This window comes from Arenibacter flavimaris, from assembly GCF_030291335.1.
Classification (GTDB): domain Bacteria; phylum Bacteroidota; class Bacteroidia; order Flavobacteriales; family Flavobacteriaceae; genus Arenibacter.
On record NZ_JASWIM010000002.1, the window covers coordinates 213,016 to 228,183 of the forward strand.

The 15,168-nt window shown below is 40.9% G+C and carries 13 protein-coding genes; 8 read left to right on the forward strand and 5 right to left on the reverse strand.

Features of this window, described 5'->3' with window-relative positions; all coding sequences use genetic code 11:
• Window positions 1–6 precede the first annotated feature (6 nt).
• The 5 genes from QSE00_RS02965 to QSE00_RS02985 all read left to right on the forward strand — a co-directional run bounded on the left by QSE00_RS02965 (window position 7) and on the right by QSE00_RS02985 (window position 5,180).
• The gene (locus tag QSE00_RS02965) at window positions 7–1,002 is read left to right on the forward strand and encodes a Gfo/Idh/MocA family oxidoreductase (protein WP_110356626.1); all 996 of its coding nucleotides are present in this window, start codon (window positions 7–9) and stop codon (window positions 1,000–1,002) included.
• On the forward strand, window positions 978–1,817 hold the full coding sequence (locus tag QSE00_RS02970; protein ID WP_286104825.1) for a 3-keto-disaccharide hydrolase: 840 nt from the start codon (window positions 978–980) through the stop codon (window positions 1,815–1,817). The genes QSE00_RS02965 and QSE00_RS02970 overlap by 25 nt, the downstream gene beginning before the upstream one ends.
• Before the next feature lie 61 nt (window positions 1,818–1,878).
• On the forward strand, window positions 1,879–3,096 hold the full coding sequence (gene nagA / locus QSE00_RS02975; RefSeq protein ID WP_286104826.1) for an N-acetylglucosamine-6-phosphate deacetylase: 1,218 nt from the start codon (window positions 1,879–1,881) through the stop codon (window positions 3,094–3,096).
• Between the two features lie 70 nt (window positions 3,097–3,166).
• Window positions 3,167–4,408, forward strand: a complete 1,242-nt coding sequence (locus QSE00_RS02980) for an Nramp family divalent metal transporter (protein WP_110356629.1) — start codon at window positions 3,167–3,169, stop codon at window positions 4,406–4,408.
• A gap of 10 nt (window positions 4,409–4,418) precedes the next feature.
• Window positions 4,419–5,180, forward strand: a complete 762-nt coding sequence (locus QSE00_RS02985) for a glucosamine-6-phosphate deaminase (protein ID WP_286104827.1) — start codon at window positions 4,419–4,421, stop codon at window positions 5,178–5,180.
• A gap of 65 nt (window positions 5,181–5,245) precedes the next feature.
• Here QSE00_RS02985 and QSE00_RS02990 read toward each other — a convergent pair whose 3' ends face one another.
• Complete coding sequence (locus tag QSE00_RS02990; RefSeq protein ID WP_110356630.1) at window positions 5,246–5,590, reverse strand: HopJ type III effector protein; 345 nt, start codon at window positions 5,588–5,590, stop codon at window positions 5,246–5,248.
• Window positions 5,591–5,799: 209 nt separating this feature from the next.
• Between QSE00_RS02990 and QSE00_RS02995 the strand changes: the two genes are divergently transcribed.
• Window positions 5,800–6,393: a hypothetical protein gene (locus QSE00_RS02995; RefSeq protein ID WP_286104828.1), complete on the forward strand. Its 594-nt coding sequence runs from the start codon at window positions 5,800–5,802 to the stop codon at window positions 6,391–6,393.
• Between the two features lie 220 nt (window positions 6,394–6,613).
• Window positions 6,614–8,185 carry an SDR family NAD(P)-dependent oxidoreductase gene (locus QSE00_RS03000; protein WP_286104829.1) on the forward strand — a complete coding sequence of 524 codons (1,572 nt, stop codon included), beginning with the start codon at window positions 6,614–6,616 and terminating at the stop codon, window positions 8,183–8,185.
• Window positions 8,186–8,198: 13 nt separating this feature from the next.
• Here the strand turns inward: QSE00_RS03000 and QSE00_RS03005 are convergent, their stop codons facing one another.
• The 3 genes from QSE00_RS03005 to QSE00_RS03015 all read right to left on the reverse strand — a co-directional run bounded on the left by QSE00_RS03005 (window position 8,199) and on the right by QSE00_RS03015 (window position 11,543).
• A complete protein-coding gene (locus tag QSE00_RS03005) occupies window positions 8,199–9,347 on the reverse strand; it encodes a hypothetical protein (RefSeq protein ID WP_286104830.1) in 1,149 nt (382 codons plus the stop codon).
• Between the two features lie 171 nt (window positions 9,348–9,518).
• Window positions 9,519–9,908: a doxx family protein gene (locus tag QSE00_RS03010; protein ID WP_286104831.1), complete on the reverse strand. Its 390-nt coding sequence runs from the start codon at window positions 9,906–9,908 to the stop codon at window positions 9,519–9,521.
• A gap of 114 nt (window positions 9,909–10,022) precedes the next feature.
• Window positions 10,023–11,543, reverse strand: coding sequence for a vanadium-dependent haloperoxidase (locus tag QSE00_RS03015; protein WP_286104832.1), 1,521 nt, complete (start codon window positions 11,541–11,543; stop codon window positions 10,023–10,025).
• Between the two features lie 66 nt (window positions 11,544–11,609).
• Between QSE00_RS03015 and QSE00_RS03020 the strand changes: the two genes are divergently transcribed.
• Window positions 11,610–12,341 carry a LytR/AlgR family response regulator transcription factor gene (locus QSE00_RS03020; protein WP_286104833.1) on the forward strand — a complete coding sequence of 244 codons (732 nt, stop codon included), beginning with the start codon at window positions 11,610–11,612 and terminating at the stop codon, window positions 12,339–12,341.
• On the opposite strand, the gene QSE00_RS03025 is transcribed toward QSE00_RS03020, so the two are convergent.
• On the reverse strand, window positions 12,316–14,958 hold the full coding sequence (locus QSE00_RS03025) for an ATP-binding protein (RefSeq protein WP_286104834.1): 2,643 nt from the start codon (window positions 14,956–14,958) through the stop codon (window positions 12,316–12,318). The two genes, QSE00_RS03020 and QSE00_RS03025, sit on opposite strands and share 26 nt — an antisense overlap.
• Window positions 14,959–15,168 lie beyond the last annotated feature (210 nt).

Genomic DNA, 15,168 nt, shown 5'->3' on the forward strand with positions numbered 1-15,168 from the left:
ATAAATATGGCAAATAGAAGATCGTTTTTGGAAAAGTTGGGCAAAGGGGCAGCCTTTTCAACATTGGCCCTGTCCGTACCCACAACTATGTTTTCACAATTGAAATCAGGAGAAAACCTGAAAAAGAAAACAAAAATTATTGGAATTATTGGTGCTGAAAACTCGCATACTAGAGGTTTTGGGAAAATGTTCAATAAAGATAAGGAGTTTCCTGGATGGGAAGTTAAATTCGTTTGGGGGGAAAAAGACGAGTATGCCCAACTGGCTAAAGATGAGGGGGGTATTCCTATTATAGTAAAGGATCCTTTGGAAATGATGGGCAAGATAGACGCGTTGATCGTAGACCATAGACATGGCGACCTTCATCTGGATGCGGCCCTACCCTTTGTAAAGGCGGGAATCCCCACCTTTGTGGACAAGCCTTTTTGTTATAGCAGTCAGGCCGCTAAATTGTTTCTGGAAATGGCGAGATCTGTCGGTACTCCGGTAACATCCTATAGTTCCATAGCGCATAGCCACGGTACGGATGATATGAGGAAGCAATTGGAAGAAATGAAGGAAATAAATCAAATTACCTGTTATGGGAAGGCAGATATTAATTCTATTTATGGAGGCTTTTTCTTTTACGGGGTACATTTGGTAGAACCTCTTATCTATCTTTTTGACGAGAAAATTGTTTCCGCGAAGTTCAACAAAAATGAAAAGGAAAACCTAAACAGTACTGCCAGCTTGATATTTGAAAACGGAAGGATGGCTACTTTGGTAATTACTACCAAAAAGTACGGGTGGCAGACCTTTGTTGAAACCGAGGAAGGAGTGGTGGAATTAAAGTCGCGAGTGAAAACCGTTGGTCCCGATAAAAATTATGTAGACATGGTAACCATGTTCAGTACCGGTAAGGAACCCCGCAGCCATGAGAGTATCATACATGGTATTGCCGTTCTGGAAGCGCTTCAAAAATCCATAATTTCTGGTAAGTGGGAATCCGTAGAACTAGGATGATGATGTATAATAAGCAGTCGTATCCATTGTTTTGGACAGTGGCTATAATATGCGCCTTGGTGTTTCTTGGGTCCAAGAACAAAGAGACAAAGATAGCAAAGGAGTCAGGGACGCCCATTGTACTTAATAATAGTCTAACAGATTTGGAGAAGGAGCAGGGCTGGGAGCTGCTTTTTAACGGAGTATCCCTGAATGGTTGGCGAGGTTTGGGTAGAGAGGATGTTCAAAGCGAACTGTGGAAAGTTGAGGATGGTACCATACGAAAACTGAATAGTGGAGAGGTTCCTTCCATGCCCGATGGCCAACCCATGGAGGGTGGCGATTTAATGACCGTGGATACTTTTGAGAATTATGAATTGTATTTTGAATGGAAAATATTAAAAGCGGGGAACACAGGCTTAAAGTACAATGTGTCCGAGGAAATGTCGCAAAAGTTCGGTTCCCAATATGCTGCCCTTGGGTTTGAATACCAATTGCTGGATGATTCGGATACCCTTTATGCAGGCAAATTAAAGCCTTCCCAATACACTGGGAGCCTTTATGATTTGATTGCAGCTGAAAACGCAATGGTAAGACCAATTGGGGAGTTTAACTCTAGTCGCATATTGATCAATGACAAACACGTGGAGCACTGGCTAAACGGAAAAAAGGTAGTTTCTTATGAATTTGGGTCCCAGCATTTGGATTCCTTGTTTAAAAAGAGCAAATATGTCGATATCCCAGGGTTTTTGGATAAGAGAAATGGCCATATTGTGCTACAAAACCATAAGGACGATGCCTGGTTTAGGAATATCAAGATTCGTAGAATTAAATAGGTTGATTAGTTTTTAGATAAAATTGATTCTGGTCAGTTAAGTGTAAAATCAATAAATAGTTATGAAATTTAAATATACACCCATTATAGTGCTGTTCTTTTTTAGTAATATGGCAATATCACAATCCAAGGATGCCCAGGCAATAGAGGGTGTTTTGTATTCCGATGAAGGATGGGTTTCCCTTTCTACCAATACAGGAAAGATTTCGGGAATAAACCGCCTTGACAAAGAGGCCAATGTTTCAAAAATGTATGTGTCCCCTGGCTTGATCGATGTCCAGATCAATGGCTTTATGGGGGTCGATTTTTCTGGTCCCGATCTTACCGTTGAAGGAATACGGAAGGCTACCAAGGCTTTGTGGAAGGTTGGGGTCACCACCTATTTCCCGACTATCATTACGAGCGATTTCAAGAGGATGAAAAAGAATTTTGCCATTCTGGCACAGGCACAAAAAGATCCGGAAATAGGAGCTTCCATTCCCGGTTTTCATTTGGAAGGTCCTTACATATCGCCACTGCCGGGATTTAGGGGAGCGCATTTGGAGAAGTACATAAAAAATCCGGACTGGGAAGAATTTCAGGAGTTACAAAGGGCGGCCAACAACGGTATAAAGTTAATAACCTTGGCCCCTGAATTGGAAGGTGCCATTCCCTTTATCCGCAATTGTGTAGCCAATGGTATTATAGTGGCACTTGGCCATCACAATGGAAGTGCCAAAGATATAGAACGTGCCATAGATGCAGGGGCTAAAATGGCCACCCATTTGGGCAACGGTTGTGCCAACGAGATCAACAGACATCATAATCCGCTTTGGCCGCAGTTGGCCGATGATAGGATTACGCCCAGTATTATAGCGGACGGATTTCATTTGACCAAGGAGGAAGTACGGAGTTTTTATAAGGTAAAAGGCCCCAATAAAACTATTTTGGTATCTGATGCCTTGGATCTGGCAGGCTTGCCACCAGGAGAATATACCCGAGGTGAACGTACCCTATTGCTGACCCCCAATGTGGTGAAATTGCCCAAGGAAAATGTACTGGCCGGGGCGGCATCACCAATTAGTGCCTGTGTAGGTGTAATTATGGATTATACACAATGTACTCTTAAAGATGCCATTCAAATGGCAAGTACAAATCCCGCAGAATTGTTCTCATTAAATGACCTAGGCGAAATAGGACAAGGAAAAAGGGCAGACCTTATACTTTTTCAGCTTGAAGATAAGAAGGTGGTTATATATAAAACATTTGTGTCCGGAGAATTGGTTTATTCCAAGGAGTAGTTCCTTGTTGTCTTCCATAATGTTCGATTTAGAGGGACTTGTTTAAAAATTGATTATTTAAAAGCAGTATATGGGCAATAAATCATTGATTAAGAAAATTCTATTGGGACTAAGCGCGGTAGGCCCGGGGCTTTTTCTTATTGGGTATAATATTGGAACGGGTAGTGTTACCACAATGGCCAAGACGGGTGCCGAATACGGTATGAGCCTTTTTTGGGCATTGGTACTGTCCTGCGTTTTTACCTATATTTTAATGGTTGCCTATGGCAAGGTTACCTTGGTTACGGGAAGGACTGCCCTGTTTAATTTTAAACAGGAGTTTAAATGGGGCTGGATACTTTCGCTTTATATTATACTAGTGCTCATAATTGGCGAATTATTGGCTCTTATGGGGGTAATGGGAATTGTGGCCGATTTGGTGCAGGAAGGGGTGCGCTTGGCGTATAACGGAGTGGTAATTCAAAGAGGGTGGATCATCCTGTTTTTTGTGATAATCCTGTCATTCTTTTTATGGTTTGGCCGGTATAAGGCCTTTGAAAAAGTATTGACGGTTTTGGTTATTTTGATGGGACTGTCCTTTGTAGTCGTTTTTATAATGGTTCGTCCCGATATGGCCGATATTATGTCCGGCATGGTTCCGAGTATTCCAGACACACCAGGTGCCTTGGGGCTTATTGCGGCCATTACGGGAACCACTTGTTCGGCGGCTGTTTTTGTAATGAGAAGTACGGTGGTGGCGGAAAAGGGATGGGGTATAAATGATCTAAAAAAGGAAAAAACCGATGCTTTTGTCTCGGCTTTTATGATGCTTTTATTGAGCGGTGTCATCATGGCCGTTGCCGCGGGAACCTTGCACATTTCGGGCATGAAACTAGACAATACGGTAGAGATGATATCCCTTTTTGAGCCTTTGGGGGGCAAATTGGCAGCTTTTGTTCTTATAATAGGGATTACAGGAGCCGGACTTTCCACTATATTTCCGATTGTGCTAATAGCCCCATGGCTAGTTGCCGATTATAGGGGGACTCCAAGAAACATTCATTCCACCTCGTCCAGAATGCTGATATTCGGCGCTTTGGTGTTTGCTTTTGGGACCGTTTTTTTAGAGGAAAGGCCACCGGCGCTTATGGTGTTTTCCCAGGCTTTTCAGGCTTGTATCCTGCCAGCCGTAGCGGTACCTATGTTTATTTTGATAAACAGACATAAATTGATGGGCAATAACAAGGCTGGTACCAAGCTTAATTTAGGCCTAGTGGCCGTAATCCTATTTTCACTGCTTACCACCTGGTTTGCAATTGCAGAATTTATTTAAAAAAGTAACAATGGAAAGATCATTTCAAATCGAAAATTTAGCAGTAAAAACCTATGGGGAAACAAAGGCCATGGGAGCAGCTGCGGCCGATTATGTGGCTGGAAAATTACGGGCGGCCATAAACAAAAAGGGTGCAGCCAATATTATATTGGCTACGGGAGCATCCCAGTTTTCGTTTTTAGAGGCGCTGCAGACCAAGGAAATTGATTGGGGAAAGATAACGGTATTTCACTTGGATGAATACAAAGGCATATCCGAAGCCCATCCCGCTAGTTTTAGAAAGTATCTTAAAGAACGTATTTTGAATAGGGTAGCACCTAAAAAGATATTTTTCTTAAATGGCGATGCACCAAATTTGGAATTGGAAATCAAAAACTATGAAGAGGCGTTGCAGGCACATCCAATAGACATTGCCTGCATTGGAATAGGTGAAAATGGACATATAGCCTTTAATGATCCCGCAGTGGCCAACTTTAAAGACCCCAAATTGGTAAAGGTGGTAGAGTTGGACGAGGCTTGTAGAAACCAACAACTTGGAGAGGGCTGGTTTCCAACTTTTGACGATGTGCCCAAAGAGGCCCTTACGCTTACCATTACCGCCATTATGAGTTGTAAGGCCATTAGTTGTGTAGTACCCGACGTAAGAAAGGCACAGGCCGTTTATAATAGCCTTTATGGGGTTATCAGTACCAACTGTCCGGCTTCCATACTAAGGACCCACCCCGAATCCGTCCTGTTTTTGGATAAAGGTTCGGCATCCATGATAAAATAATCAGTCATGCATATCTGTCCCAATCCTTGATAGGATCAAAGGTCCGGACAAGATTTTCATTGGTGTTATTTTATGCTGAGGGCCTCGTGGTCGAAAGATATACCTTCCCAACCACTGATCATAAAATTACGAATGTTTTGGTGGTCCGTACCCTTTGGGTGTTCCAGAACGTCTTTTCTGTAGTAGGAACCAAAGCAGGCCAAGGTTTGCTCTTTGCTCAATTTGTGATGTTGTGCAAAAGAGAATACTTTACAGGAACCTGAATTTTGGCCTGCCTCATTAATAATTTCCCCATTGGAAAATCTTGTAGGGGAAAAATTATAAAAGGTGTCAATAATACCAATGGTGTCCCCAAAGGTTATCTCCTCGGGAGTCCTTCTCAGGGTGTCTAAAAATTCGTAAACCGTCATAGTTGGATGGGATTTTAGTTTAGCAGGTAAATTTAGATTATCCCATTAAGAATTAAGTTGGATTTGTGAAGTAAATTATTCAATAGATTCCCAAATGGGTTGGATACAAATTTTTTATCTTTAGGGAATTGCAGGAAATTCAATTTGGTATTCCGTAATGCTGGTAGGGGTCCATTAACAATATTAATCAGAAAATAAAAAAATCACTCATGAAACAACTAATTCTAGGTATGCTGCTATTAACGGTGCTTCCTTTTATGGCGCAAGAAACTAACAAAGAAGTTCCTCCCAGCGATATTCAAATTAAAACTGCGGTTCTGCCAGCTCCTGAGGAAAAGAAGGATGGTGCTATGGTATATGGTTATGAGAGCTCTGGAAAATTGGTGCTATTGCGCAAGGGAACCAATAATTTGGTCTGTATTGGAGATAATCCCAATAAGGACGGGATTAATGTAGCCTGCTATTCCGATAAATTGGAGCCGTTTATGGCCCGTGGCAGGGAACTCTCAGCAAAAGGTCTGGCGGGAGAGGAGAGAGAGAAAATTCGTGCCAATGAAGTGGCTTCCGGGAAACTGAAAATGCCAAAGGAACCTAGTATGATGTATATATATTATGGAAAATCCGAAGATTACGATACTGCTTCCGGGGAATTGCAAAACGGAAAATTCAGATACGTAATTTACACCCCTTTTGCAACCACCGAATCTACGGGCTTACCGGACAAACCACATGCACCGGGAATGCCTTGGTTAATGGATCCCGGTACCCATAGGGCACATATTATGGTGGGTCCGTTTGACTAAAGTTGTACTTCTCTAAACATTGCAGGTCTATGCCAGTTTTTTGGATACATTTTTTATAAGGGAGTCTAATAAACTATCATCGTCAGCTTGTGTTTGGATAAGATTAATCGAGTATCAAAAGTCTTGTTTTAAACTTGTTTTTCCCTAATTGCTTCTATTTGTGCAATCTAATTTAAACCTTACATTTGCACGGTTTTAATTTTCAGAAAATTTCAGGGAAATGGGTAGTAATAATCTGGTAGATGGGCAGGGGAATGTCTTGGGAAAGATCAGTTCGGAAGAGATCGATCAGTGTATATATCTTCTTGAGAAGCTGGTTGAAAACGGACATACTGTATTTGAACTTCCAGAGGATAAAAGAGTGGCGTTACTAAAGGCAGCTGGGCAATTATCCAGGCCGGCCAAGAATGAATTTAAACAACGCAAGAAAGACGCCGCCAAGGCAGCAAAACGTAAGATGATTGAGCGCGATAAGCATGCGCGTAAGGAAACTGGAATTAGAAGTGCTAGGGAGGCTGCGATTTTTGTAGCCCCAAAATTGTTGGCTGCTCCCATTCAGAAGTCTTTGGAAGAGTTGGAATTGGAATCCCCGAGAAACTGCTATGTCTGTAAAACCGTATATTCAAAGCTGCATCATTTCTATGATGCCATGTGCCCCGAATGTGGCGATTTTAATTATGCAAAACGCTTTCAAACAGCGGACCTAAGTGGGCAGGTAGCCATAGTTACCGGTTCCAGATTAAAAATAGGTTATCATATTACATTAATATTGTTGAGGGCAGGTGCAACAGTAGTGGCTACTACAAGGTTTCCTGTAGATTCAGCGCTACGTTTTTCCAAGGAAGAGGATTTTCATGAATGGGGGCACAGATTAAAAATACATGGTTTAGATCTACGTCATATCCCAAGTGTGGAAATCTTTTGCAACTTTATAGAACAACAGTACGACCGATTGGATATTTTGATCAACAATGCTGCCCAAACGGTGAGAAGGCCGGCGGGATTTTACCAGCACCTAATGAAAAATGAGGAAGTTCCTTTTCAGGAATTACCTCCACGCGCACGGGAAGTGTTGTCCGATCATGATTTCTGCTTGCAGGAACTAAATAACCTGGGCCAAGGTACAGCGAGTGCCCAAAATAATGCCTTGCCCGTTAATTGGCATGCACCGGAACCCGGTATTGGTATAAGGGCCTCCGCCAAACTATCACAGATCCCATATAGTTTTGATAGTTCCCTTTCTTCCAAAGAAGTTTTTCCCGAAGGAGAATTGGATGCCGACCTGCAGCAGGTCGATCTGCGCAAGACCAATAGCTGGAGATTGAAATTAGGGGAAATCGAAACCCCGGAGATGATAGAAGTACAATTGGTAAATGCCATTGCACCCTTTGTACTATGCAACCGCTTATCCAAGCTGATGCGTGAGGAAAATACGGGTAAAAAACATATTATAAATGTATCTGCCATGGAAGGCAAATTCCATAGGTTTTACAAGGAAGATCGGCACCCCCATACCAATATGGCCAAGGCTGCGCTGAATATGATGACACATACTTCCGCCCTCGACTTTGCAAAGGACGGGGTTTATATGAATGCCGTGGATACGGGTTGGGTAACGGATGAGGATCCCATAGAGTTGTCCAAAAGAAAGGAGGAAGTCCATGATTTTCAACCGCCCTTGGATATTGTTGATGGTGCCGCTAGGGTGTTGGATCCGTTGATAGACGGCATTAACACCGGTAAGCATTGGTGCGGTAAGTTCCTTAAGGATTACCGTCCAATAGACTGGTAACTGGAAATTAATTTTAGTTAAAAGTATCCTTCAGAGCAGGGTCTATTTCCGCTATTTTATTTTTTGGGAAGCGGTAAGATACCCCAAAATTTATTAAATAATCAGCGAAAGCTGCATCCCCTTTTCTAGGAGTTCCGGTGCTTATTTCCGTTTGTAGATCAGTAACACTTTGTGGCCGTTCCCTTCGGACAGCAAAAGGGACGTTTAAATTTAAGGTAAAATTCTGATGCATATAGGCTATACCTGGCTCAATGGATAGGACATTTCCGGGCCTTCGGAAGCCTTCATTACCTCCAATAAGGTCCTTTACAGGTACGGCATCAAACCGAGCGCCCAAAGAAGTGGATATAACATTGGACACACTATAACTAATTCCCGTGCGAACAGAATACTGGTCTGGTACTGCCATAATGGCCTCATTCTCCAATAAAGGGCTCAACGTCTCCCGAAAGGTTCTAATTCCGTTGGTTTCCCTAGGGTTGAATAGGTAAAAACCACCTCCATAGGCAAATAGTCCGGTGGCTATTTTTTGGTAAAATTGGAAATCAAGCGTAAATCCGAAACCTCCATCCCCAGGTTGAATGGACTGGTCCACAGGGCGTACTTCCGGGCTGCCTTCTGGCCCTACATTGTAAAACACGTCCGTAGCATTGTAGTTACCGGTAGGAAGTTTTATACCCAAACCAATGGCAATGTTCTTATTGGGATTCGAATTTGGATCTAATAGCCAATATCCAACACCGGCCCTTATGTCCGCCAAACCTCTTGAAAAGGAACTATTTCTTTCTTCCCTACCGTGCTCATATAGGGAAGACCTAGCATTTATTACAGTGGGTATGGTGATACTGGTGTATAGTCTACTGGAAATACCATAGGTCAGGAAGAAATCCCACGCATGGGAATGATTAATTACCTCCGTATTGTTGGAAACCCTATCGGCCTCTTCCTCCGTACCCCTAAAATGCCGAAAGGATTTGAAATATCTATAATTCATACCAATTTGAAGGTCTCCCTTGTCCATAAGATTATTTTCCAGGCTGTTTCCAACACAGGAGGAAAAGTGCCTAATGGCCACACATCCTTGGGCGTTTAACATTGTAGAATTAAAGGCAAGGGCAACTAAAAGAATACCTAACAAATGATTGTAGTGTTTTTTTTTCATGGTTTAGAATTTAAGTGATGTCTGGCTTCAAAAAAACTTAATGATAACATATGATAATCCAATATTCAATACGGGTACTAAAGGCAATTTATCTTCCAAAGTGCCACTTCTTTTTAGATCCAAACAATTGAAGGATAAAAAAGTATGATGCCCCATTACCCTTTTTTATTTTTAGGAAATTTTATTGTAGGTTCTTTGGTAAATCAAAAGTAGGGAGCTAATAATTACGATGTTCTTTATGATATACTGGCCAACCAAAGTGAGGGAAAATGGAGCCTTGGAAAATGAAATTTCAGGAAAAAACACCACCGGAATAAAAGTTAGTACTAAATGGACAAGTGCTGCAAGAATAATTTTTTGGAGTTGAATATTTAAAATTAGGCCAAGACCAATCGCAACTTCCATTACTGCTAGCAATAATATCCCTACATTTTCTGGAATTAGATTAAAGGTCAATAAAGAAATGGTTTGTTTGGCCAGTACATCCGCCGGACTCAATCCTGGGAAAAATTTAAGAAATCCAAACCAAAGGTATACAATACCTATGCTTATACTTAGCATTCTCCCATTTTGGGTTATTCGAACCATTTTCTGCAGTTTGTTGATATTGATTTAACTTTCCAGGTAAATGATCACTGTGCCATAGCCTGGATAAGGAAGTTTAAAAAGTTCGTTTTACTGGTTGACCTTTGTTCCATCTTTTCTATCCTCACCAATCAGTTGAAGATATTTTTTATAATGATACCTCGCTACCTGTCTGCCCAACTCTAAACCGGCAACATTATCCGCCTGTATATGATATCCTCCCATGACCCTGGATATACCGGCCATTTCGGCCGTTTCGGTAAAAGTTGGGAATTTTATGATAACTGGGTCATCTATATTATTAATTTCGGTAAGGGCTCCTGGGACCAATTCAACTTCTACCCCAAAATAGTCGTCCCCTGTAAATAATCGTAGAGCTTCCGCACAACCACCACTTATGGTACTATGCCCTGAAACGTAGCTTGGGAATGGAGGACAAAGAAAGGCATCAGGAGAATATGGTCTCCAATCCTTACCCTTCATCTCAACCATGCCTTTATCCGGGCCACCCCAGGCCTTGATCACCTTATCCTGATAATAATCGTGGACCAAGGCGTATGGACGCGTATAATCATAATACATTTTGGAATCCCAACAGGAGATAAAGGCATCCATGGCTACTGATTCTACCAGAAAATACATTTTTACATCTTGGTCCAAAGTATTGTTGTCCCTCAAGGACACGTCTTGGGCAAATTTTAACCAATGCCCTGCTTGTTGTACAGATTTGGGCCCATCTCTCATAAATTCCACCAATGCCTTGTTTTCCGGAGTTAAATTGGCTTGCAGGTCAATTACCTCCTGAACTTCTTTTTCCAATTGTTCGGAACCCACCATAGGAGGTGGTCCAGGTCTAAACTGATCCGCCGTCTCCAATAATAAAGGTTTTACTTTTTGCCAATATGGCGTTAGGCAGCCTGGATTGTACTTATTGCCGTCCTCATCTATAAAATACTTTGGTTGCCATCTGTTGAGGTCAATATTCTTGTCAATGTCATTTACCGGTGAGTAATTGGTATAATCAAAGTAGGGCTGACCATTGGAACCTTCAACTTCCCCATATTGGTTGGAGCCATCATTTTTGCGGGCATTGATCACCATAGCTGCAGCCAAGTTTCCAATTCCTTCCGGGGTACTAGCATCCTTGGATTGATTATCTGGGTCAAGGCCCAAAGCGATCATTTTTTCCCTGAACATTGTACTGTCGGAATAATAGTATTCCTTCAAGGCCCTATACGCGGCATAACTAACGGCAATTTCCTTATTCTTAAGTGTTCTTTTGTTTTCAGGAAAGCGCTCTACGTCTTTAAGGTACAAGGGTTGTGCCTTGTCATCAAATCGTGTCCAGGCATCGAACATGGCAGTGCATATGAGTCCAAGATATCTTGACGTAACCGTGGGCCTAGGCTTAAAGCGATCTGTATCCAAAGCAGTTCCTTCCAGGGCCATATAGGCCCATTGGTAAGCTACGTTGTCCTTCCCCCGTGGTTCATTGGCCATGGCCATCAGATTGTCCCCCAAATTTTTGGAAGTCTTGGATTGCTCCTTACAGCCCATCAATGCAAAAAATAATAGGGAAAGTATAGGTAAGAGAAGTCTTTGGTAGTACATGGTAGTTGGTTTTATTAATAACAATAGTAGAATTTTAGATGAAGTGAAAATTATTTTTTATACGAAATGATTATATTGCTTGATGAAACTGGTAATATATTGGATAAGATCATGAAATGTTTAATTGTTGATGATGATCCGTTGATTTGTGATTTGCTTGAGCATTTTTGCAGTAAGATCAATGAGATAGCTGGTGTCACTACAACGGTATCCGGTTTTGAATCCATTAACCTTATTAATAGTACCTCCTTTGATCTTATTTTTTTGGACTACAATCTACCCGATATTACGGGCAGGGATATATTGGACCTCAATTCCGATTCCGCCGTTATAATGGTTACTTCCAACAAAGATTTTGCATTGGATTCCTATAACTATCCCAAAATTGTTGATTTTATGGTAAAACCCCTGGATTTCTCCAGGTTTTATAAGGGAGTTTTAAAAGCGAAGGAATTCATTTCCAATAATAGAAAAGTGCCCGAAAAGGATGCTAGATTGTTTATAAAGGAAGGTGGTAAACTGGTAAAAATAAAATTGAAGGAGGTCGCCTATTTTAAAGCGGAAGCAAATTACATTGCCATAGTTTTTAAAAACAAGAAGGTGTTGACACTTATGGCCCTAAAAGATCTTGAACCTAAACTTCCCGATTTCTTTCAACGCGTACATCGCTCTTATATCATTAATCTCAATATGATAGACGTGATACATACAGGTGCCGTGGAAATAAATAAGGAACACGTCCCTGTTAGTCAACGATATGCCACTGAATTGCTCAGGAAGATCCAGCTTTTAAATTAAGGTGTATTTCCGCTCTAATGCAGCACAAATAATAAGCAAAAATGTTATTTATTTGGTTGAGGCGATCTGTGTTTAAATCTGATATTTTGTCTGGGAGTACCTCCTCCAGTTCGGTCAATTTAAGATTGTGGATATTGGCTATTAATTTGTGTATTATCGCTTCCCATTTCACTTGATCCCTGTTCAAACCAATTTTGTTTATTCCCGTTAGATAATTTTCAAATTCCTTCTCCAGTAATTTCAGGACCTTGTTTATTTTAGGGATCTCATGGTCATAATTGTTATAGATATTTGAAAAATCCGGAGCCTTAAATTCCTTGCTGCCCAAAATTTTATAAACGGTATCTTTTAAATGGTCTATTTGGAAGGGTTTTTGAAAATATTCACTGTACGGAGTATTGGCTTCCGACGCATCCAGGGCGGATATAATAATAAGGGGGCATTTTATCTTTTTGGTTTTGATCCAATCCTTCAATCTGGTGTTTATTTTTTCATTTTCGAGCATTAAATCACTTATGATCAAATCGGGTGTATCTGAAATTATACTTTTCAAGGCCTCGTCAAAAGATTTGGTCTGAAGTAAGGTAATCTGGTCGAAATTTAGAATATGTTTTAACAGTTCCATAGTGGATACATCATCCTCTATGTGCAGGATGGTGTAATTACCGCTTAGTTTTGGAAGGGGCAGTGTTGCTGTTTGCACGGGTTTTATAACCCTTTGGGTAGAAGTGGATATGGTTGGGATTCGGATCGTAAATTCGGAGCCCACCCCTTTTTCTGAAGAAGCCACTAAAGTACCTCCAAAAAGCGTTGTTAACTGTTTTACAATGGAAAGGCCAAGACCATAGCTGCCATACCTGCCGGAGAGATCATTTTTTTCCATAAAGAAACGGTCGTTTATCCTATCAAGATTTTTGGGGAGTACCCCAACCCCGGTATCGGTCACTTTTATATATAGTGTTTCATTTTCCGAGCCGTTAACTGTAGCGGAGAGGCTAATAATACCTTTTTTGGTATATTTTATGGCATTTACCACAAGATTTGTAACTATCTGGGTCAATCTTAAAGCATCGGTCTGAAATAGGGTGGTTTCGAGCTTTTCGTCTACACTTAAATTGAAAGTAAGCCCTTTTTGAACGGCTTCGTACAAATAAGTAGAGTGGATGTCCCTTAAAAGCTCCGCAATATTGGTAGGTTCCAATTGGATATGCAGTTTGCCTTCCACTAATTTCTGGTGGTCCAGAACGTCGTATACCAGGCCGGCCAAGCTATTGCTGCTTCTTTCCAGGGAATGGATTATGGGTAGTTGTGGCTCCGAGGCATTTTTGTACAACAATTTTGTTAGCCCCAAAATAGCATTTAAAGGTGTGCGCATTTCGTGACTCATATTTTGTAAAAATTCATCCCGTTGTCTTCTTGCCAGCTGTTCTTTCTCCAGGGCAGTGTTCAACTCATGGACATGTTGATCAATTTTCACCTTCATTTTGGTAAAGGTATTCGCCAAGATCCCTATTTCGTCCTTTCGGTTGGTGGGTAGGGTATGATCATCGGGAATGCCCTGGTCATAGTTGCTGATCGCTCTGGTAATTTTGTTGATTTTTTTTGAAAATAAATTGGTGAAGAACCACGACAGGAGAATGGATAACAGGCATACCCATAGCAATGTCTGAATACTTTCGGCGCGAACCTTAAGGGCATTTTTCAGCAATATATTTTGGCCTATATTGGAAATCAGATATATTTTTCGCTTTCCATCGAAATAGGACAACTCCTTAAAATAACTCAAATAACGGCCGTCATTTTGCCCTACTAACTGTAGAAAACCATTTTTTGGAGGTTCTTGGGAACTATTACTGACATTAAAATCGGTATAAAAATTTTGAAATTTCCGGGTCTGTTGACCAAATTGAAGAGACCTGTCATGTGCATATAAATACTGGCCCTCTGCATCTATTAAATAGAACCGACTGTCGTTACCGGCAATTTGATCGAGGCTTAGATATAGCGGATTTAGGTTTATATTGATTATCAAAATACCAACTTTTCTGTTTCCATGGTCAAAAATAGGACTGGCAACACGCAGGGTAGGGGTGTAGGGGGTGCTTATTACACCGTATTCCTCATTCAAATTGATATTGGAAAAATAGTGTTCTCCTTTATTTATTTGAACGGCCTCTTTAAAATATTCCCGGTCCCCTTTTTGTTGTAGATTGTCCGACTTCAGTACTTGTCCGTCCAATTTGTTGAAACGAATAATCTCTTTACCGTTTTCATCGGCCTCCAGTAGCCTGATCTGAAAATAAGTTTCTTTGTTTTCCAATATAATTCGGAAAAGCTGATCAATATCGTGGATGGTTTTTTCTGAGGGGTGAAATATATGTTGCTGTAGGGTTGGACTCGAGGCTATTACGGCAATGTCATTGGTAACCTCGTTGAGTAAGGCATAAAAGGACTGTTCTGCCAATTGAGAGCCATGCATAATACGTTCTTTTGAATGGGCCGTAATAACTTGTGAAGCCTTTCTAAAGACCAAGTACCCGGATAAAAGAATGGAGAAAATGATTAGGCCTGTGAAGAAAAGCGCAAATCGGGTAACTATGGAATGTCTTAAATTCATGTAAAAGCGAATATAAGGGATATACAACTAATTTATACTTTATTTAAATTGAAAGCAAAGCTTTATCGGAATGCCAATACGGTTTTAATACAAGAATCCAATTGTTTTCCACATATTTGGATTTTGTTATTGACTACTTAAGGTGGGTATGGTTTTGGTTTTAAAACAGGTGGTAATGAAAAAATAACGAATTTCATTATATTTGTTACA